The 20384-nt window shown below is 57.5% G+C and carries 16 protein-coding genes; 3 read left to right on the top strand and 13 right to left on the bottom strand.

Translation table 11 applies throughout. The features are described from left to right. Positions 1-16: 16 nt before the first annotated feature. The 9 genes from NQ012_RS07410 to hpaR all read right to left on the bottom strand — a co-directional run bounded on the left by NQ012_RS07410 (position 17) and on the right by hpaR (position 7946). Complete coding sequence (locus NQ012_RS07410; RefSeq protein WP_257066971.1) at positions 17-598, bottom strand: acyltransferase; 582 nt, start codon at positions 596-598, stop codon at positions 17-19. Further along, on the bottom strand, positions 595-1635 hold the full coding sequence (locus NQ012_RS07405) for a glycerol-3-phosphate dehydrogenase/oxidase (RefSeq protein ID WP_257066970.1): 1041 nt from the start codon (positions 1633-1635) through the stop codon (positions 595-597). The genes NQ012_RS07410 and NQ012_RS07405 overlap by 4 nt, the downstream gene beginning before the upstream one ends. A 15-nt stretch (positions 1636-1650) precedes the next feature. After that, complete coding sequence (locus tag NQ012_RS07400; RefSeq protein ID WP_257066969.1) at positions 1651-2703, bottom strand: Gfo/Idh/MocA family protein; 1053 nt, start codon at positions 2701-2703, stop codon at positions 1651-1653. Positions 2704-2767: 64 nt separating this feature from the next. Beyond that, positions 2768-4072 (bottom strand): nucleotide sugar dehydrogenase, encoded by a 1305-nt coding sequence (locus NQ012_RS07395; protein ID WP_257066968.1) that lies wholly within the window; start codon positions 4070-4072, stop codon positions 2768-2770. Positions 4073-4465: 393 nt separating this feature from the next. Further along, complete coding sequence (ribD, locus tag NQ012_RS07390) at positions 4466-5560, bottom strand: bifunctional diaminohydroxyphosphoribosylaminopyrimidine deaminase/5-amino-6-(5-phosphoribosylamino)uracil reductase RibD (RefSeq protein ID WP_257066967.1); 1095 nt, start codon at positions 5558-5560, stop codon at positions 4466-4468. Positions 5561-5733: 173 nt separating this feature from the next. Beyond that, complete coding sequence (locus NQ012_RS07385) at positions 5734-6297, bottom strand: cytochrome C (protein WP_257066966.1); 564 nt, start codon at positions 6295-6297, stop codon at positions 5734-5736. A gap of 60 nt (positions 6298-6357) precedes the next feature. Beyond that, entirely contained in the window at positions 6358-6825 is a 468-nt protein-coding gene (gene nrdR / locus NQ012_RS07380) for a transcriptional regulator NrdR (RefSeq protein WP_115336259.1), read from the bottom strand. Positions 6826-6982: 157 nt separating this feature from the next. Then, complete coding sequence (hpaC, locus tag NQ012_RS07375; protein ID WP_257066965.1) at positions 6983-7492, bottom strand: 4-hydroxyphenylacetate 3-monooxygenase, reductase component; 510 nt, start codon at positions 7490-7492, stop codon at positions 6983-6985. A 10-nt stretch (positions 7493-7502) separates the two neighbouring features. Then, positions 7503-7946 (bottom strand): homoprotocatechuate degradation operon regulator HpaR, encoded by a 444-nt coding sequence (hpaR, locus tag NQ012_RS07370; protein WP_085366931.1) that lies wholly within the window; start codon positions 7944-7946, stop codon positions 7503-7505. Between the two features lie 345 nt (positions 7947-8291). Between hpaR and NQ012_RS07365 the strand changes: the two genes are divergently transcribed. Then, complete coding sequence (locus NQ012_RS07365; protein ID WP_257066964.1) at positions 8292-14645, top strand: Ig-like domain-containing protein; 6354 nt, start codon at positions 8292-8294, stop codon at positions 14643-14645. Between the two features lie 135 nt (positions 14646-14780). Here the strand turns inward: NQ012_RS07365 and NQ012_RS07360 are convergent, their stop codons facing one another. Further along, positions 14781-16034 (bottom strand): hypothetical protein, encoded by a 1254-nt coding sequence (locus NQ012_RS07360; RefSeq protein ID WP_257066963.1) that lies wholly within the window; start codon positions 16032-16034, stop codon positions 14781-14783. A 173-nt stretch (positions 16035-16207) separates the two neighbouring features. After that, positions 16208-17257 carry a metallophosphoesterase gene (locus tag NQ012_RS07355; RefSeq protein WP_257066962.1) on the bottom strand — a complete coding sequence of 350 codons (1050 nt, stop codon included), beginning with the start codon at positions 17255-17257 and terminating at the stop codon, positions 16208-16210. Positions 17258-17471: 214 nt separating this feature from the next. On the opposite strand from NQ012_RS07355, the gene NQ012_RS07350 reads away from it, so the two are divergent. After that, the gene (locus tag NQ012_RS07350; protein ID WP_257066961.1) at positions 17472-17885 is read left to right on the top strand and encodes a glycine zipper domain-containing protein; all 414 of its coding nucleotides are present in this window, start codon (positions 17472-17474) and stop codon (positions 17883-17885) included. 112 nt (positions 17886-17997) lie between these two features. On the opposite strand, the gene accC is transcribed toward NQ012_RS07350, so the two are convergent. Both accC and accB read right to left on the bottom strand, forming a co-directional pair. Further along, positions 17998-19359, bottom strand: coding sequence for an acetyl-CoA carboxylase biotin carboxylase subunit (gene accC, locus NQ012_RS07345; RefSeq protein WP_257066960.1), 1362 nt, complete (start codon positions 19357-19359; stop codon positions 17998-18000). A 98-nt stretch (positions 19360-19457) separates the two neighbouring features. Then, positions 19458-19916 (bottom strand): acetyl-CoA carboxylase biotin carboxyl carrier protein, encoded by a 459-nt coding sequence (accB, locus tag NQ012_RS07340; protein ID WP_257066959.1) that lies wholly within the window; start codon positions 19914-19916, stop codon positions 19458-19460. Between the two features lie 81 nt (positions 19917-19997). Here accB and NQ012_RS07335 point away from each other — a divergent pair, with 81 nt between their 5' ends. Next, entirely contained in the window at positions 19998-20354 is a 357-nt protein-coding gene (locus tag NQ012_RS07335; protein WP_257066958.1) for a hypothetical protein, read from the top strand. The last annotated feature ends 30 nt before the right edge of the window (positions 20355-20384 follow it).

Here is a 20384-nt window from a genome sequence, read left to right as displayed (position 1 = left end):
GTATCTGATTGGAATATTATTCTGATTTGCTCAAACGGCCGTCTGAAAGCGTATAAACGGCGCCGGTGTGTGAGCAGACGGCGCTGCCGCTGCCGCTCACGGGCAGGTTGAGTTGCTCGCCGTATTCGCTCATCCAGCCGATCTGGCGGGCGGGCACGCCAACCATCAGCGCGTAGTCGGGCACGTCTTTATTCACCACCGCGCCCGCGCCCACGAAGGCGAAGCGGCCGATGGTAACGCCGCACACGATGGTGCAGTTGGCGCCCAGCGTGGCGCCTTTTTTCACCAGGGTGTCGCGGTATTCGCTTTTGCGCTCGATTAAGGAGCGCGGGTTATACACGTTGGTGAACACCATGCTGGGGCCGCAAAACACGCCTTCTTCGAGGTAAACGTTGTCGTAAACGGAAACGTTGTTTTGGATTTTGCAGTTGTCGCCGATTTTCACGCGGTTGCCCACAAACACGTTTTGCCCGAACGAGCAGTTTTCGCCGATTTCGGCACCGCCGCAGATGTGCACGAAATGCCAGATGCGGCTGCCGGCGCCGATTTTCGCGCCTTCGTCAACGATGGCGCTGGGGTGTACGGTGTAGTCGGTCATTTCAATAACTCCTGTAAGGCCGCTTCGCCCTGAAGCTGTGCCGTCGTCCATTTGCCGCCGTAGATGTGCAGCACGTTGTCCACGCGCTCGAACGCCCATTCGCGGGTGGCGTCGCTCGGGTTGGCGGCGCTTTTGAGCAGGGGGCGCACGCCCGAAAAGCTGCCGCTAACGTCGGCCGCCGTGAGTTTTTCGCTGTGGTAAGCGTTGTAGGCGGCCAAAAGGTAATCGGTTTCGGTTTCAGACGGCCTTTCCGCTTCGGGGTGGTTTTGGCGGATTTCGGTGGTGCCGATCAGGGTTTTGCCTTGGTAGGGCAGCACGAAGAAAATCCGTTTTTCTTGCGGAATCGGCAGCATCAGCGCCTGTTTTTGTTCGCGGTCGATAAAGATGTGGCTGCCGCGCACCCAGTCGATGGTGTAGGCGGGTTCTCCGCCCTGCTGCCGGCGCAGTTCCATCGCCCACGGGCCGGTGGCGTTGGCGATGCGCTCGAAACCGCTGAGTTCGGCCAGGGTTTCGATTTTATGCTGCTCTTCCACGTTTACGCCCAAGCTGCGGCATTGTTCCACCACCCAGCGGCCCAGCGCGAAATCGTCCATTTGTGCGTCGTAGAACGAGAATGCGCCTTTGAGGCCGTCTGAAAGCAGGGTAGGGCAGCGGGCGAGCGTTTCGGCTTTATCCAGCCACGAGCTGCGCGGGAAGCCGCTGCCGGCAGCCAGAAAGTCGTAGAGTTTGGTGCCGATGCTGATCTGCCATTTGGGGCGGCCGCGCCCCGCATAGATGGGGAACAGCAATTCCAGCGGGCGGCACAGTTCGGGTGCGTGTTCCAGCCAGAAACGGCGCGCCAGCAGGGCTTTTTTCACCAGCGCAAACTGGCCGGTTTCAAGGTAGCGCAGGCCGCCGTGCAGCAGTTTGGACGACGATTGGCTGGTGTGCGCCATCACGGTGTCCTGCTCGAACAGCGTAACGGCGTGGCCTTGTTTGGCCGCCGCCCAAGCGGTGCACGCGCCTATGATGCCTGCGCCTGCTACGGCGATTTTCATATTCAGACGGCCTTATCAGTAAACCAGCGGCAGCGACACGGTTTTGTTGTCGCGGGCGGAAAGATAAGCTGCAATCAAGAGTTCCAGCGATTTCAAACCTTCGCGTCCGTCGGTAATCGGCTCGGCTTGGCCGCGCATCACGTCAATAACGTTTTTGTAGTAGAGCGGGTGGCCGAAGCCGTAAACCGAAGTGGTTTCGTAGTTGGCGGTTTTTACCTGCTCGTCGTAGTCGCGCGTGTCGGCGAAGTTCCATTCTTGGATTTCGTTAACCGCCACGCCGCCGATGCGCACGGTGCCGGTTTCGCCCAAAATGGTAATCGAGCCTTCGAGGTTTTTCGGGTAGGTGCACATGGTAACGGCCATCGAGCCGAGTGCGCCGTTGCGCCAGCGGATGTTGACCACGCCGGTGTCTTCGGTTTCGATGTCGCGGTGGGTGGAAATCATCGCCTGCACGTCTTCCACCGGGCCGATCAGCCATTCCATCAGGTCAACATAGTGGCTGGCCTGGTTCATGAATGCGCCGCCGTCGAATTCCCAAGTGCCGCGCCAGCCGCCGCCCTGGTCGTAATATTCCTGCGGGCGCGTCCAAAACACGTTGAGATGCACCATGCAGATTTTGCCGAAGCGTTTTTCTTCTACGGCGCGTTTGAGCATTTGCAGGGTGGCGTTGAGGCGGTTTTGTTTCACTACAAACAGGCGTTTGCCTGCTTTGTCGGCCGCTTTCACCATGCGTTCGCCGTCGTGCAGGCGGGTGGCCATCGGCTTTTCGGTAACCACATGGAAACCGGCTTCAACGGCCTGCACGGCCTGCTCGGGGTGTTGGCCGGAGGGAGTGGTGAGCACGATGATGTCGGCGTCGGTGGCGGCCAGCATTTCGGTGTAGGAAGCGTAGCCTTTGGCGCCGGTGCGCTCTACGGCTTTTTGCAGGTTTTCGGGGTTGGTGTCGCACACGGCCACCACTTCACAATCGTCTTTCAGGGTTTCGAACGAGCCGAAATGGTTGTTGGAAATGCGGCCGCAGCCGACCAGCGCAAATTTGATTTTTCGGTTTTGAATGGTTTCGTACATATTTTGTCCTGACTTAAAGGCCGTCTGAAAAACTGGGTCTTTTCAGACGGCCTTTCTTTAAACTTTATGCTTTCACTACGTTATCGGCTTTGCCCTGGTATTTGCCGCGGGTGTCGATAATCAGTTTGGCGTGCTGCTTGAGCAGGTCGTAGTCGAATTTGTCGTGGTCGGTGGCCAGCACCACGCAGTCGAACTTTGCCACGTTTTCGGCCGTTAACGGCTCGCTCTTCAGGTCGAATTTGTGTTCGCGCATTTTCGGGAACACGGGCACGTGCGGGTCGCTGTACGACACTTCCGCGCCCAAATCGCGCAAGAGTTCCATCACTTCGACCGAGGGGCTTTCGCGCATATCGTCGACGTTTTTTTTGTAGGCGATGCCCAAAACCAAGATTTTGCTGCCTTTGATGGAACGGTTGTGGTCGTTGAGCGCCAGCGCGGTTTTGTTCACCACATATTCGGGCATGGCCGAGTTCACTTCGCCCGCCAGCTCGATAAAGCGGGTGTTCACACCGTATTCGCGTGCCTTCCAAGTTAAATAGAAAGGGTCGATGGGGATGCAGTGGCCGCCCAAGCCGGGGCCGGGGTAGTAGGCCACGAAGCCGAACGGTTTGGTGGCGGCGGCGGAAATCACTTCGTGGATGTCGATGTCCATTTTGTCGGCCACGATTTTCATCTCGTTTACCAGGCCGATGTTGACGGCACGGTGGATGTTTTCCAGCAGCTTGGTCAGCTCGGCCGCTTTGGTGGAGCTTACCGGCACCACTTTGTCGATGGCCGGTTGGTAAAGCGCGATGCCCACTTCCAAACAGGCGGGGGTGTGGCCGCCGATAACTTTCGGAATGGTGCGGGTTTCGAAATCGGGGTTGCCCGGGTCTTCGCGCTCGGGCGAATACACCAAGAATACGTTTTCGCCCACTTTCAGGCCGCCTTCTTCCACGCGCGGCAGCAGCTCTTCTTCGGTGGTGCCGGGGTAGGTGGTGGATTCGAGCGACAACACTTGGCCTGCGCGCAGATAAGGCTTCACGGCATCGGTGGTGTCGATAACGAAGCTCATGTCCGGCTCACGGTATTTGTTGAGCGGGGTGGGCACACACAGAATCACCGCCTCCACTTCGCCGATGCGGGTGAAGTCGGTGGTGGCTTCAAACAGGCTGTTCTTGGCGGCGGCGATTTTATCGGCGGGAATGTGCTCGATATAGCTTTCGCCGTTGTTGAGTTTGCGCACTTTTTCTTCGTCGATGTCGAAACCCAACACCTGATAGCCGATGTCCACATAGCGCAGCATCAGCGGCAGGCCGACGTAACCCAGGCCGACAATGCCGATTTTGGCCGATTTGTCGGCGAATTTTTGAATGGTGGTATTTTTCATGAAGGTATTCTCGCGTGATTAAGAAAAAAGAAATTCTAAGATGCAGATTCACATAATCAGACTGTTTTCGGAGGTGTCGGTTTCATCAAAACAGACGTAGGACGGGAAGTTTACACAATGGCAACAAATGATAGCCGCTCTTGTTAATATATGACAAACAAAAGAGGGAGGCGGCTTTTTTAAGAAATCGTGCGGGGCGGGCTGATGTTTGCCGATAAGTGTTTGAATAGATATTACAAAAGAATAAAATGCCTGAAAAAGCCGAAACCGCCCGGCTTGGTGGCGGGCGGTTTCGTATTGGAAAGGCGTGGATTCGGTTTACAAAAATTTGCATCTTGACGGTAGTGAAAGTAACGTCTGTGTGATATTTCAAAATATTTACAATAAAACAGGTTATTTTTGCAAAACCCATTTAATGTCGTTCCCCAACGGCGTTACCGACACAGTTTGCCAAAGCGGCGGTTCGGTAAGCGATTTCGGGTTTTCCGCTAAAGAAAACAAACCCTTGCCGTTTCCGCCTAAAATTTTCGGTGCCTGGTAGAGCACGATTTCATCAACCAGGCCGGCTTCGATGAATGCGCCTGCCAATACGGCGCCGGCTTCCACCATCACTTCGCCGTAGCCTTTTTCTGCCAGTAAAACCAGTAGATGGTGCAAGTTTATGCGCCGGTTGCTTTCAGACGGCCTTAAAATTTGCAAATGTTGGTTTTTTGTGTAGTTTTGCAAAGATTGATGGCAATTGTTTAAAGTGGCAATGAGCGTGGGGCTGCCGCCATCCTGCACCACGCGGCTGGAGAGCGGGGTTTGCAGGCGGCTGTCAAGAATCACTCGGGCGGGCTGGCGCAGGGTTGGAAAGGCGCGCACGTTCAGTTGCGGATCGTCGGCCAGCACCGTGCCGATGCCGGTGATTACGGCACAGCTTTCGGCGCGCAGTATTTGCACGTCGGCGCGCGCTTCGGGGCCGGTAATCCATTGGCTGCGGCCGTCTGAAAGCGCAGTTTTGCCGTCGAGGCTGGCGGCGCATTTCAAACGCACGAAGGGGCGGCCGCGCTCGATACGCGAAAGAAAGCCTCGGTTTAAGGCGCGCGCTTCGGTTTCGAGCAGGCCGCAATCCACCTGTATGCCCGCTTCGCGCAGCATCGCCAAACCTTTGCCCGCCACCTGCGGATTGGGGTCGGACATGGCTGCTACCACGCGCGATACGCCCGCCCGAATCAGCGCTTCGGCACAGGGCGGGGTGCGGCCGTAGTGGCTGCAAGGCTCCAGCGTAACATAGGCGGTGGCGCCGCGCGCCATGTCTCCGGCCTGACGCAGGGCATGCACTTCCGCATGGGGTTCGCCCGCCCGCACATGGAAACCCTGCCCCACAATCTGCGTGCCGTGCGCCACCACGCAGCCTACGCGCGGATTGGGCGAAGTGGAAAAACGCCCTTGTCTGGCGAGGGCAAGGGCGGTGTGCATCATTTGCGTATCGTTTGCGTCAAACATTTTCAGACGGCCTCGGTTGGGGTTTTGTGTCTGCTGTAAAGGTTTCAGGCCGTCTGAAAACCGGCCGCACATATTGCCGGATCAACTTTCCGCAGCGGCACTGTTGCATGTTGCCGCATTGCGGTATTGACCGGCCATTGCTGCGTTTCCGGTTTTCAGGCGGCATGACGGCGTTATTTCGCTAAATTCACTTCTTTCAAAACAGCCGCCAATTCTTCCTGGCTGGCGGTGCTGCTCGAGGCGCACACGTTATACAGGCCGGTTTCGTAAATGGCGATGCAGTTTTCGCGCAGCAGCGCGTTATCTGCACCGTTTTGGGCGAAGCGGTAGTTCATGCGCGTGTCGGTGGCGGCGCCGGTTTGCACGTCGCTCAGCGATTTGTCGGCATCAAGCGCGGCTTTCAGGTTGGCGAAATAGGTTTTGGCATCGGTTTTGGGTGCGCCGAGGTTGGCAACATACAGGGTGATGTCGCGGGTGTCGTCGCGTTGCAGCAGCGTGAGTTCTCCCGCGGTTACGCCTGCGGGCAGCTCGCCGCCCGAAGCATCGGCAAAATTACTGCCCTGAATCACGATGCTGATTTTGCCGTCGCTGCCGGTGAGGGTTTGCACGACGGATGCGGCATCGGAGGCCGCAGATGCCTGCGCGCTGCCGGCAGGCACGGAAGTTTCGACTTTCTGGCTGCATGCGCCCAAACCTAAAACGGCGGCGGCAACCAAAACAAAAGCATGGGGTTTCATCAAATCAGGTTCCGTATGTGTTGTGAAAAAAACGGTTTTCAGTATATCAAACTTAAACGCTTAATGCTTGCCTTCGCTGTCTTGGGGCAGGGTGGCGATGGCTTGGGTGAATTCCGACACATCGTTGAAACTCTTATACACCGAAGCGAAGCGCACATAAGCCACTTGGTCGATTTTAGCCAGCTCTTCCATCGCCATTTCGCCCACAAGCTGCGACGATACTTCTTTATGCCCCAGCCCGTATAAACGCTGTTCGATAAGGGCAACGGTGTCATCTATGGTTTCCGCGTCTATCGGGCGTTTGTGCAGCGCGCGCTCCAAGCTGGTGCGCAGTTTGTGGGGGTTGAACGCCACGCGGCTGCCGGTGCTTTTGATAATCTGCGGCATACGCATTTCCACCGTTTCAAACGTGCCGAAACGCTGCCCGCAGGCGGGGCAGCGGCGGCGGCGGCGGATGCTGTTGGTTTCTTCCAAAAGCCGCGAATCGGTAACTTGGGTGTTGGGGTTGTGGCAGAAAGGGCATTTCATAAGCGTTGCACGGCGGGTGGCTGTTGGAGGGATTGTAGCGTAAAGAAGCACTTGCCGTATAGCGGAAGCCCGTGCTGTTTGAGTGAGAGAGCAGTGCGGCGCTTTTTGGCGTTTGGCAACAAGGCCGTCTGAAAACGTTTTTTCAGACGGCCTTGCTTTATGTCAGGCTGTTGAAGTTTCTGCGAAAGTAAACCAAGGCGGGGGCGGTGGTGTCGTGTACTTTGATTTCGCCGATTTCCACATAAAACACATGGTGGGTACCGATGTCGTGTTGGGCGGTGATTTTGCCGTGCAGGTGGGCGAGTGCGCCTTCCACTTGCAGCTGGCCGGTTTGGCCGCGGTGCCAGATGTGGTATTCGAAGCGTTCTTCGGGCGACAGCGGGGTGAGGCCGGCGAAGTGTTCGGCGATGTCTTGCTGGTGGGCGGACAGTACGTTGATACACAAATGGCTGTTGGCAGAAAGTATGGGGATGATGGCCGACTGGCGGTTGATGCACAGCAGCACGGTGGGCGGTTCGTCGGTGATGGGGGCGACGGCGGTCATGGTGATGCCGTAACGCCCCGCGCTGCCGTCGGTGGTGATAACGTGCACGCCGGCGGCGCATGAGGCCATGGCGTCGCGGAAAGGTTGTTGCAGGGGGTGTGTTGCGGTGTGTGTGTCGGTCATGGCGTAGGGGTTATGGTTTGTCGAGATGCTCGCCGATGTGGGAGAGTTCGGCCAGAAGGCTTTGCAGTTGCAGCATTTTTTCTTTTGAAAACACGGTTTCGATGCGGTCGTAGCATTTGTCGACTTCGGCGCCGAGCGAGTGGTAGAGTTGTTCGCCCTCGGCGGTGAGTTTCAAATAAACGCGGCGCTGGTCGTTGGAAGGCTTCAGGCGCACCAGAAGGTCGGCTTTTTCAAGGCGGGTGAGGATGCCGGTGAGGCTGGGGCGCAGAATGCAGGCTTGGTTGGCCAGGTCTTGGAAATCCAGTGTGCCGTTTTCGGCCAAAAGGCGGATGATGCGCCATTGCTGATCGGTGAGGCCGACGTTGTGCAGAATGGGGCGGAACTGCGTCATCAGGGCTTCGCGCGCCTGAATCAGGCTGATGTTCATAGATGCGTGCTTCGAGGGGTGAGGCATGGCGGTTCTCCGTTATTTTCCGATTGTAGTGGCTGTGTGGCGTATTCGGGTGTTTCAACGGCTAATATTATTCCAATACGCTGTTAATCTCAATGATATCCTGCAATAAGCATCGAAAAATATGTTTTCAGACGGCCTCGGGGCGAAAGTAAGCAGTCGAAATTCGAAATAGGCTATTTGAATAACTGGTCAAAATATAAATAACATGATGGTTACTGTTGTTATTTTATGTCAATTTATGCCGTTTATTTTAAAAACGATACCGAATATCTTCCGGTCGGCAAACTTTAATCTATAATGGACAGCTCTAATAAAACGTATTTCACATTATTTTACGGAAAACCTATGAAAGCTTACACACTCAACATCACCCGCAACGGCAAAACGGAAACCGTGAAGATACAGCCCGACCAGCCCGCCACCGTGCAGGCGCAGCCCGGCACGGCGTATCAACTGTTAGATGAGCAAGGCAACTTGGTGGCGCAGCCTGATGTCGAGTGGGTGGGCGACGATTTGTGGGTGTATACCAGTGAAACGCGCGGCAGCACGCCCGATTTGGTGTTGCAAGGCTACCGCACGAGCTTGCCGATACAAAACCAGCAATACACCGTGCAGGCGGGCAACACGTTTGCCACCGCCGCAGATGAAGCGGCGTGGCAGCAGGCGGCGCAGCTTGTGGCCGAAGAAGTGGCCGTGGGAGGCGGCATGAGCGGCGCGAAGTTATGGGGCGCGGCAGTGGTAGCTTCGGGCCTGGCCGCAGTGGGTTTGACTGCTGCGCGGCGCGGCGATGACACGGCAGACGGTGCGGCACAAGCGCAACCTGCCGCCGTGCAGAACGCTTCGGAAACCGCTTCCCAGCCCGCTGCACCGTCCGTACCCTCTGCACCGGCAATAGAACCCGAGCAGCCGTCTGAAACGGCTGGAAACACGGAAGAACCGTCCGCGCCCGCAACAGAACCCGAGCAGCCGTCTGAAACGGTTGGAACAGCGGAGGAACCGTCTGCACCCGCAACCGAATCTGAACAGCCGTCTGAAACGGTTGGAACAGCGGAGGAACCGTCTGCGCCTGCAACTGAACCCGAACAGTCGTCTGAAACAGCCGGGGCAACGGAGAAACCTTCTGTCCCCGCAGTTACACTACCGCAGCCGGTGATTGTTTTGCATACGCTGGCGGGCGACGACATCGTTAACGCTGCCGAATCGCAGGCTTGGGTAACAGTATCCGGCACGGTTGAAAACGTTCTCGACGGAAATGAAGTTACGGTTGCCGTCGGCGGCCGGAGCTACACCGCAACCGTGCAGAACGGCACGTTCAGCGTGGCGGTTGAGGGCGCGGTTTTGGCCGCCGCCGGCGAAGTCCGCGCATCCGTTCAAACGGCTGATGCGGCGGGCAACACTGTCGAAGCGTCTGCGGTGAAAACTTATGCGGTCGATACTGAAATCGCCGCGCCTATTATCCGTTTCGATGCCATCGCGCAAGACGACATCATCAATCTGGCCGAATCCCAAACCGAAACCACGGTGGTTTCGGGCACGGTGGAAAACGCCCGCGAAAACGACGAAATCGTGTTGGCGGTGGGCGAAGCGAGCTACCGCGGTACGGTTGCGGACGGCGCGTTTGCAGTGGCGGTGGACACCAAAACCCTGCTCAACCACGGCAAAGTATCGGCTGCGCTCACCACTTCCGACAACGCGCAAAACAGCGCCGCCGCCACGGCGGATCGCGCCTACCGTGTCGATACCGAATACCGCCCCGCCATCAGTTTGGACAAAATCGCCGGTGATAATGTGCTCAACATCCGCGAAGCGGAAGGCACGGTAACGGTAAACGGCAAAGTAACCGACGTGGCCGACGGCGAAAGCGTGCTGGTGTCGTGCGGCTGCGAAAGCTGCGGCACGGTCAACTGGATCAATCTTTGGGCAAAGGTGAAAGACGGCGGTTTTTCGGTGGATTTTTCCGGCGCCGATATGAAAACCGGCAATTACAATATTGTGAAAGCCAGCGTAACTTCTGCCGACGATGCGGGCAACACCGCCACCGTCGAAACCAGCCAAAGCTATACCCGCGATTTGCAGGCGCCCGACGTGGCGGTTTCGATTGATGTGATTGCGGGCGATGATGTGCTCAACCGCGCCGAGCGTGCGCAAACCACCCACACGGTTTCGGGCACGGTAACGGGCGTGCAGCCCGATGAGCGGATCAGCAGCGTTACCGTGCGCGTGAATGGTGCGGATTATACCGCCGAAGTGAACGGCAACGGCTACCGCGCCGATATTCCGGCCGGGCAGCTGGCGGCGGCAAACGAAGTGGCCGTGCGCGCCGAAGTGATTGATGCGGCCGGCAATATCGGCACGGCGGAACACACCCGCAGCTATCTCAATGCCGTGCCTGCGCCCGTGATCACGCTCGATAAGGTTGCCGGCGACGGCATCATTGGCAAAGCCGAAGCCAACAGCAACGCCATTACCCTTTCCGGCCGCGTGGAAAACGTGGAAAACGGTGCCGAAGTTACCTTGAGCGTGGGCACGCAGCGCACCACCGCCGTGGTTTCAGACGGCCTGTTCAGCACGAATGTGGGCGCAGCCTTCTTCGGCATCAACAACAACACCCGCAGCGCCACTGGCACGCTCACCGCATCGGTTAGCGCCACGGGCGACGACGGAATAGCGGTAACGGTTTCCGATTCGCAGGCATACAGCGTAGATTTTACGAACAACACCGCGATTACCATCGACGCAGTAACGGGCGACAACGTGGTGGACGGCAACGATCTGGAGCAGGCCACCCTCACGGTTTCGGGCAAAGTAACCGACGGCAAAACGGGCGCCACCGTAACCGTAAGCGTTAACAAAATCGAATATACCGCCACCGTGCAGGCCGACGGCACTTACAGCGTCGAAGTGGACACCGCCCGCGTGTTCCCCAACGGTACAGAAGGCCGCTATGCCGTTATTACCAGCGTGCCGCGCATCGATGAGGCAGGCAACGAAGGCAGCGGCAACGCCAGCGCTTCCCGCATGATCTTTCTCGACAAAACCCCGCCCGCAGGCGTGATCGTGTTCAACGCGATAACGGGCGACAACGTGCTCAACCGCAGCGAAGCGGCGCAGGCGGCGGTTACCGTTTCCGGCAAAGTTACCCGCTTGGCCGACGGCGACGACGTGCAGTCGGTAACCGTTACCGTGGGTGGCAACGAATACCGCGCCGAGCTGAAAGGCGTAACGTTCAGCGTGGAAGTGCCGGCCGAAGTGATGGCGGCCAACACCGAAGTGAGCGCAACAGGTGCGGTTAAAGATAAGGCCGGGCGCACCGCCGAAGTTGCGGTTGCCACACAAGGCTATATTTATCAAACCGTGCCGCCAGAAATCGAAATCGAAATCGGCATCGGCAGCATCAACGGCGGCAAAGCCGTGAATGCGGCCGGTCTTTCCCAAACCGTTTTGATTACAGGCACGCTCACCGCAGGCAATACCGTTGCCGAGAGCAGCATAACCGTTGCCGTTACCGTAAACGGCACCGCCTACACGCCGGTGCTTTCAGACGGCAACTGGATATTGGAACTGCCCGCCACCGCGCTGGCCGGCAGCGAAGGCCGTCTGAACATCAGCGCCCACGTTAGCGCAGCCGATATTTACGGTAACACCGCCGAACACACGGCAAGCGGCAGCTATGATGTGGACACCGTTGCACCCGTGCCGACCATCGAATTAAACGACATCGCCGCAGGCAATATCATCGGCAGCGGCGAAAAAAGCGGCGAAGTAACCGTGTCGGGCAGAGTAGGCGGCGAATTCAAGGCGGGCGACACCGTTACCTTAACCGTTAACGGCAGCAGCCATGAAGCCGCCGTTGACGGCAGCGGCGCGTTTGCCGTTAACGTATCCGGTGCCTTGCTGGCCGCAGCCGCCGTGCCCGTGATTCATGCCGCCGTTAACACAGCCGACGATGCCGGCAACACCGGTTCCGCCCGAACCAGCCTCGGCTACAGCATACAGTCGGGCGATATCGGCATCAGCCTCAATGCGGTTACTGCCGACGATTTAATCAACGTAACCGAAGCCGGGCAAACAATCGAAATTTCCGGCCGCGTGTCGGGAGCCGACGCCCAGCCCGGCCAAACCGTAACATTAACGGTGGGCGGCGAAGCCGTACGCGCCGAAGTAAACGGCGATTACAGCTTCAGCGCGTTGGTGGCAGCCGAAAAACTGCTTGCGGCCGGCGGCTACGCCGTGCAGGCTGCCGTGAACGGGTTAAACGGTGCCGAAGCCGTTACCGCGCGCAGCTACGGAGTGGCCGCCGAAGCCGCCGCCAGCATCGACATCACCCGAATCGGCAGTAGTTTCGGCGTAGCTCTGCCGCAGGCCGACACCACCCGCATCGGCGGCATAATCGAGGTTGACGGCGTGTTTGCCGAAGGCCTGAACAGCGAAAGGCTGCGCCAAATCACCGTAACCATAGGCGATAAAAGCTACACCGCAGGCGTTAAGGCCGACCGCAGTTTTTATCTGGATATCCCTACCCGAGAATTGGCGGCGTTAAACGGCCAAACGCTGGCTTTTAAAGTGGATGCCGACCCGAATCTGCTTGATTTGGTGGAAACCGGCAGCAATGCCTACCGCATCAACACGCTTTCACGTTACGCGCAAGTGCAGGTGAAATCGGTTACGTTCGACAGCCCCTATATCGAACAGAATTCAGACGGCCTGTATGTAGTGGCCGGAGCCGAAGCCGGGCAAACCCTGATTAGCGGCACGGTGGGCGGCAGCGCCAAAGCGGGCGATACCGTAACGCTGGAAGCGGGCGGCAGAATCTACACCGCGCGCGTTAGCGACGACCTTACCTTCAGCGCCAAAGTGCTGACGGAAGACTTGGCAAACGCCGAAACCCACACCGTGCGCGCCGTGTTGAGCGCCACCGATGGCGCAGGCGGCAGCATCACCGTTGCCGACAGCGAAACCTATGCCACACCGAATCAAAACAGCGGCGCGTTCGTCAGCGCGCACGGCAAAATCAGCGCTGCGGCGGTTAACAGCGACCACACCGCCGAAGGGTATAACTTCCCGTATTTCATCCAGAAAACCGGCAGTCTCAACGGCGGCAGCTACGGCATCACCTTCGGCGGCAACACCGACGGCCCCGCCGTGATCAAATACCACTTTATGACGCTCGACGAAATTGCCGGTCTGCCCGAGAATTACAATAACTATATCGACCGCAGCACGATGAGCACCTATTCGTCGGATTTGCAGGAAATCGTGCGCAACGCTTATAAAGAAATCAGCGCCGTAACCAATATCGAATTCGTTGAAGTCGGCAGCATGGCCGAAGCCAACACCAACTATTTCATGGGCAACCTGACCAACGGTTTTGAAAGCGCATCGGCCATCGCCTACAACGGCGGCCTGATTGCGTGGAACAGCCGCCACAACTATATGTCGTGGGGCAAAGAGTTCGTCCACTACACCGTGCTGCACGAAGTAACCCACACCCTCGGTATGGCGCACACCTCCGCAGGCTTCACCGGTGATTACAAAAAAGAAGAAACCCTCGAGTTTTCCAATATGTCGTATAACGCCTATGTCAACAACGCCCTGTTTTTGATCAAAGGCGAATTGCGCACCTACGATTTGGCCTATCTGCATTACGCATTCGGCGTCAACCAAAACGTGCGCACCGGCGACGACACCTACACCTTCAAAAACTACAATATGTACAGCCAGGATGCCGACCGCTACATCTGGGACGCAGGCGGCGTCGACACCTTCGACGCTTCCGCCGAAAAACAGGGCGTAAACGTCAACCTCACCCCGGGTTCGTGGATTTACACCGGCAACAATCTGGCAACCACCTTCGCCGTAGAAAGCAGCAACACCTACGATATGCGCAGCTATTTCGGGTTGGGCGCCGATGCCGCACTCAGCGGCAACAGCAGCACCACCGTTACGCTGAACACCTACACCGAAGGCCAGGCCTTTATCGGTTACGGCACGCAGATAGAAAACCTGATTGGCTCCGAACACGACGACGTGCTCACCGGCAACAACGCCGACAACCACATCATCGGCGGTGCGGGCAACGACACCCTGCGCGGCGGTGCCGGTAACGACTATCTCGACGGCGGCAGTGGCGCCGACACCCTAACCGGCGGCTCGGGCAACGACACCTACGTAACCGACGACATCGGCGACACCGTTATCGAAGCCGAAAACGAAGGCGAGGATCATGTGTACAGCAGCACCGACCACACCCTCGGCAACCACCTCGAAGCCCTCACCCTGATCGGCACCACCGCCATCGTTGGCAACGGCAACGGCCTGAACAACACCCTCACCGGCAACGGCGCAGACAACCTGCTTAACGGCGGTGCGGGCGACGACCGCATCATCGGCGGGGCGGGCAGCGACACCCTCACCGGCGGCGAAGGGCGCGACACTTTCGTATTCGACAGCGTTTTAAACGGCAGCATCGACACCATCACCGATTTTGCCGCAAGCTTCGACATCATCGAACTGCACAGCAGCATTTTCGAGAGCCTGGTCAGCAACACGATGGAAGAATGGGAACAATACGTCCGCTACCACGCCGACACCGGCCATCTCACCTACGACAGCGACGGCAGCGGCAAGGCCGACGGCATCCACTTTGCCACGCTCGATAAAGATTTGGAAATCAACCAAGCCAACTTTACCGTGGTGTAAGGCAGGGCAGGTACGCTTCAGGCCGTCTGAAAACAGATTTCAGACGGCCTGAAGTTATTTTTGCAAAGGTTTCGGCCTTTGCCGTTTTAGAAACGGCGGGGTGGTTGGTTGCCCTGCCGTTTGTTCCAACGCGCATCAGCGCACCGTTTTTTCGTAAATCCGGTTGGGTTCGCCGATTTCGCCGCCGCCTTCGCTTTCATCTTTGCCGTAGCGGGCGTTTTTCTGCGCGGTAACGGCGTCGGCCAATTCTTTCCAGCTGATGGTTTTGCCCTGCTTGGGCTTAAAGGTGAATTTAGGCCGGTTGAAATCGTGCATATAAAACACCGAGCTGATGTTTAAGGCTTTTTCTTTACCGTTGGCTTGCAGGAAGGAGCGCATACCCACTATGCGGCCTTTGCGGTCGAGATACCAGTCGGTCAGTATCGGTGTGCCCAGCAGCGATGCGTTTGACGGGAGTTCTCCGGTATCGGCCAAAGAATCGGCCCATTGTTTCAACTCTTCGTATTTTTCGGCGCCGATGCCTTTTTCAGGGGTTTCTTTTTGCAGGCGGTCGAGTTCCCGGCGGAAGTGTTTGGCTGCCGCCTGAAGATACAGTTTCTCAAATGCGGCGTCTTCCACATAGCGGATGCGGTATTTCGCACCTGCCTGTTTGGCGTAGCTGTCCGGCGGCAGGGCGGTGTAGTATTGTGCGGGAATATCGCCGTAGGCGCGCAAAATGGCAATATAGGCGGCTTTTACAGCTGATTTGACGGGAAGTTGTTTGATTTTGCCGTCTGTGTCGAAGCTCTCGGCCGCGTCGGTTAACGTGATGCGCAGCGGTTCGTTAATCAGGCGTTCGCGCAGCTTGGGCTCGACAAAGAAATTCAGAATCACGGGAATGCTGGCGGGCATATCCGCAGTGAGGCTCATATCGTTGCCGTCAAACAGCATGGGCATGCGCATGCTGCTGTTTTCGTTGTGGTTGTTGAACGTTAGCTCGGGAATGAATTCGATCTGCTTGCGGCGCAAATCCACCGCGCCGGTGTATTTCAGACGGCCGTTTTCCAGATAGCGGGCGAGGGCGGGGTTGGCCTGCAACCAATCGGCCGCTTTGCCGCCGAGCAGGGCGGGGGGTTCCGAGGTCTCGTTTTCACCGGTCTGCATGGTGGTTTCGGAATCTACCGCAACGGATGATGCTGCGGCAGACGCAGCTGCGGTATCGGGCGCTTCGCCTTTGTCGGGCGGGCTGAGGTAGGCTTTGATTTCACCGTGGTAGTTGTAACTGTAATCTTTGGTGAGGCTGCGCTCGATGGAATGCTGCACCATTTCGTGTGCCGATTTGCCGTTTAAGGTGCTGCAGGCGCTCAGGCCGATGGCGGCAACGGTAACGGCTAAGGTGGTTATCCTCATGTTTTTCCTTTCGGTTTCTACGGGCGGTTTATGTTTGCGGAATGTTGTGCCGATTATGCATAAGGTATCGCGTTTTGTCTAATGCGGGGTATGCCGTTAAGTTGGTTTTCCGGCGTTAACCGAAAAACGGCAGGCCGTCTGAAAAAATGTTTCAGACGGCCTGTTCATGATGCTTACACCGTTTTTTCAATATCGCCGTTGTCGAACACCAACACCCGTTCCGGCCAGCGCATGGCGGCGAGCCTGAAGCGGGATTGTGCGGGCGGGATTTGCTGTTTGCGGTCGCGCCAGCGCGCACCGGCGGAAAAGTCGGTGCAGAACACATTGCGTTCGGCACCGTGCCATGCGTTGCCTGCGGCGGGCAGAATGTTTTCGCGGTCGGGCGCGGGCGGTTGGGGCTGCCAGCTGCGCCAGTAGTGGCCGATCAGCACGGGAACGGGTTCGCGGTAATCGTTCCACCAGCTGCTGCGGGCGGTGTAACGCCAGCGGCCGCCGGCGTAAAACGGTTGCGGGGCGATTTGTTCGACGCCGCTGGTGAGTGCGCGTATGGGGTGCAGACGGCTGCGGTTGAGTTCGTATTGTGCGGTGGCGGGCATGGGCGGCGGTGCCTGCTGCGGGTTTTCGGCGGCTTCGGCGTAGCGTTGCTGTTCGCGCAGATAGTCGGCATACCAAGGGGCAGTTTGAAGTTGTGCGTTCAGCTCGCGGTCGAAACGGCGGTATTGTTCGGTGAGGCTTTCGCCGCCGGCTTCTTCGAGCCGCGCAAAGGTGTAGGGCAACCAGGCGGCGTGCACGATGCGCACATCGCTGCGTTCCAATATCAGCGGCAGCTCCGCCAAATGGCTTTCAAGGGCGGGGCGTTCGGAAGGCGGCAGGGTATGCCAGGGTGCGTAAAGGGCGGCGTCTTTGGCTTCGCGTTCGGGAAAAAAACAGCCGGAGCCGTCTTTGGGGTCGTGCATCAGGGCGTTGAGTTCGTGGTTGCCCAAAACGGTAAAGGCATTGCCTGCGTCGTGCATCTGTAAAAACCACGCGAGTACGGCCGGGCTGTCGGGGCCGCGGTCGCACAAATCGCCTACGAACACGAGCTTTCTGCCTTGCGGATGGCTGCCGTTTTCACGGTAGCCGAGATGGTGCAGCAGGGCTTGCAGGGCGTCGATTTCGCCGTGAACGTCGCCGACGATGTCGAGCGGGGTTTCGGGCAGGGGGCGGCGGTAGCGGTAGGGCATGGTTTGGGTTCCTGAAAGGCTTCAGGCCGTCTGAAAACGGCTAGAGCATGACAAAGGGCTGCACAATATTACATTGTGAGTGCATATCTTTAAACGGCGTGCGGGTATGATGCAATCGGTTGCTTTAATAAGCCGTTTGTCTGCATTTTATCGGCAATCGCTGCATTTTGTGGTAAAAGGCAACCGTTTTCCCGAAACGATACGGAGATTTTCTATGAATATGGTCCGCAAATCTATGATAACCGTGGTGGCTGCTTCGGCGCTGGTGCTGGCGCCGGTGGCGCAGGCACGCATGACCGACCGCACAACGGCTACGATTGTGGGCGCTGCCGTGGGCGGCGTAATCGGCAGTGCTGCCGGCAATAATATGGAAAGCACGCTGATCGGCGCCGCATTGGGCGGCACGGCGGGTAATCTTTACGCCAAACGCAACCAGAAGCGCGAAGCGGCCGAGCGTGAAAAGCAGCGCCGCGTGGTTTACCGCAACACGCACAACCATTATTATTATGACGTCGATGACGACGACATAAAGCGCAAATACCGCCATCATCATGCAAGTTATAAAAAATACGGCAAAAAAGGCCACCACCACAAACGCTATAAACACGATCGCGATGATGATGATTGATGTTTAGCCGGTTAAGGCACGGCAGGCCGTCTGAAAATATTCTTCAGACGGCCTGTTTTCTTGGCGGCACGATGAAAAACCGCCCGGATGTCCGGGCGGTTTGCATTTGTGGCTAGGATTGCTGTTTGGCTTTTCTGGCCTCCAGCCAATGCTCCAGATAATGGATGCTCACGCCGCCTTCTTGGAAGCCGGGGTCGACAAACAGATCGCGGTGCAGCGGGGCGTTGGTTTTGATGCCGGTTACGGCCAGTTCGGCCAGCGCCACGCGCATTTTGGCCATGGCCTGCTCGCGGGTTTTGCCGTGCACGCAGATTTTGCCGATCAGGCTGTCGTAGTTGGGCGGAATGCGGTAGCCCTGATAGATGTGGCTGTCGACACGGATGCCCAAGCCGCCGGGCAGGTGGCAGCTTTCGATCAGGCCGGGGCTGGGAATGAAGTTGTAGGGGTCTTCGGCGTTGATGCGGCACTCGAACGCGTGGCCTTCGAGCACGATGTCTTTCTGCTTGTATTGCAGGGGCAGGCCGCTGGCAACGCGGATTTGTTCCTGCACGATGTCCACGCCGGTGATCAGCTCGGTAACGGGGTGTTCCACCTGCACGCGGGTGTTCATTTCGATAAAGAAAAATTCGCCGTCTTCATACAGAAACTCAAACGTGCCCGCGCCGCGGTAGCCGATGCGTTTGCAGGCGGCCACGCAGGCTTCGCCGATTTTTTTGCGCTCTTTGTCGGTGATGCCGGGGGCGGGGGCTTCTTCGATAACTTTCTGGTGGCGGCGCTGCATGGAGCAGTCGCGCTCGCCCAGATAAATGGCATTGCCGTGTTCGTCGGCCAAAACCTGGATTTCGACGTGGCGCGGTTTTTGCAGGTAGCGTTCCATGTAAACCATGGGGTTGCCGAAGGCCATGCCGGCTTCGGTTTTGGTCATTTCCACCGATTTGAGCAGGTCTTCTTTTTTCTCGACCACGCGCATACCGCGTCCGCCGCCGCCGCCCGATGCTTTGATAATCACGGGAAAGCCCACTTTGTCGGCGATTTTGAGAATTTCGGCATCATCGTCGGGCAGGGCGCCGTCGGAGCCAGGCACACAGGGCACGCCCGCTTCGATCATGGCGTGTTTGGCCGATACTTTGTCGCCCATCAGGCGGATGGTGTCGGGGCGCGGGCCGATGAACACGAAGCCGGACTGTTCCACCTGTTCGGCGAAATTGGCGTTTTCGGCCAGAAAACCGTAGCCTGGGTGGATGGCGTCGGCACCGGTTACTTCGGCGGCGGCGATGAGAGCGGGAATGTTGAGATAGCTTTGCGGGGAAGGGGCGGGGCCGATGCACACGGATTCGTCGGCCAGCTTCACGTGCAGGCTGTCTTTATCTGCTTCGGAATGCACGGCAACGGTGGCGATACCCATTTCGCGGCAGGCGCGTAACACGCGGAGCGCGATTTCGCCACGGTTGGCAATCAATACTTTTTTCAGCATAGGGATTCTTTCAGAAGGGGTTTCCAAGCGCGCGGCTTTGTTCTGAATATAGCAAGCGTTTCAGACGGCCTTAAACAGGTTAAGGCCGTCTGAAAAGGTTATTCGATGATAAACAGCGGTTCGCCGTATTCTACCGGCTGGCCGTTTTCAACCAGAATTTCTTTGATTACGCCGGATTTTTCGGCTTCGATTTCGTTCATCAGCTTCATCGCTTCGATGATGCACAGGGTTTCGCCCGCTTTAACGCTTTGGCCCACTTCCACAAACGGGGGAGACGAGGGGCTGGGTGCGCGGTAGAACGTGCCGACCATCGGCGATTTCTGAGCGGCCGACAAATCGCGTGCGGCGGGTGCGGGCGCAGCGGCAGGCGCGGCGGCAACGGGTGCGGGTGCAGCGGCAGGTGCGGCATGGTGCACGGGTGCGGGCGCGGCGTAAACGGCCTGCTGCGGTGCGGAGCGGGTGATGCGCACTTTTTCTTCGCCTTCGGTTACTTCGATTTCGGCAATGCCCGATTCTTCAACCAGGTCGATTAATTTTTTAAGTTTGCGTAAGTCCATCGTGGTTCCTTTTGCTCGTGACAGCGGATTAACAAAAACCGGATAAGCGTTAACCCGCTTATAACTTTAAAGCCGTGCAGCGTGAAAAAACCGCCGCGCTGCACGGCGGGAATGCAGCACCGTTTTACAGGCGGTAACAAAAAAAGATATCCGGCTATTTTTACCAACTTGCTGCTAAATGTCCAGCAAAATATCAAAAAAAGGCCGTTTTTGATGCGAATATTCGAATTGCCGGCCGGAAGGCCGAATAGCCGGAAAGGCTGGCGAGCATTTATTCTAAAGCGGTTTGAAGCGCACGGTTTACATATTTATAAAAACCTGAGGTGCCGGCGGAAAACGCGGTGTCGGCCTGCCGCAACAGGCACCGCGCCGTTTGCAGCGAATTTTTCAGACGGCCTGCCGTTAACGGTGCCGGCTACATTATCATTACGCCTTTAAATAACAGGCCGGAACCTTTGAAAAACTGTC

Source organism: Neisseria dentiae (assembly GCF_024580525.1).
In the GTDB taxonomy this organism is placed as follows: Bacteria; Pseudomonadota; Gammaproteobacteria; order Burkholderiales; family Neisseriaceae; genus Neisseria; species Neisseria dentiae_A.
This window is presented reverse-complemented; position numbering and strand designations above follow the sequence as displayed.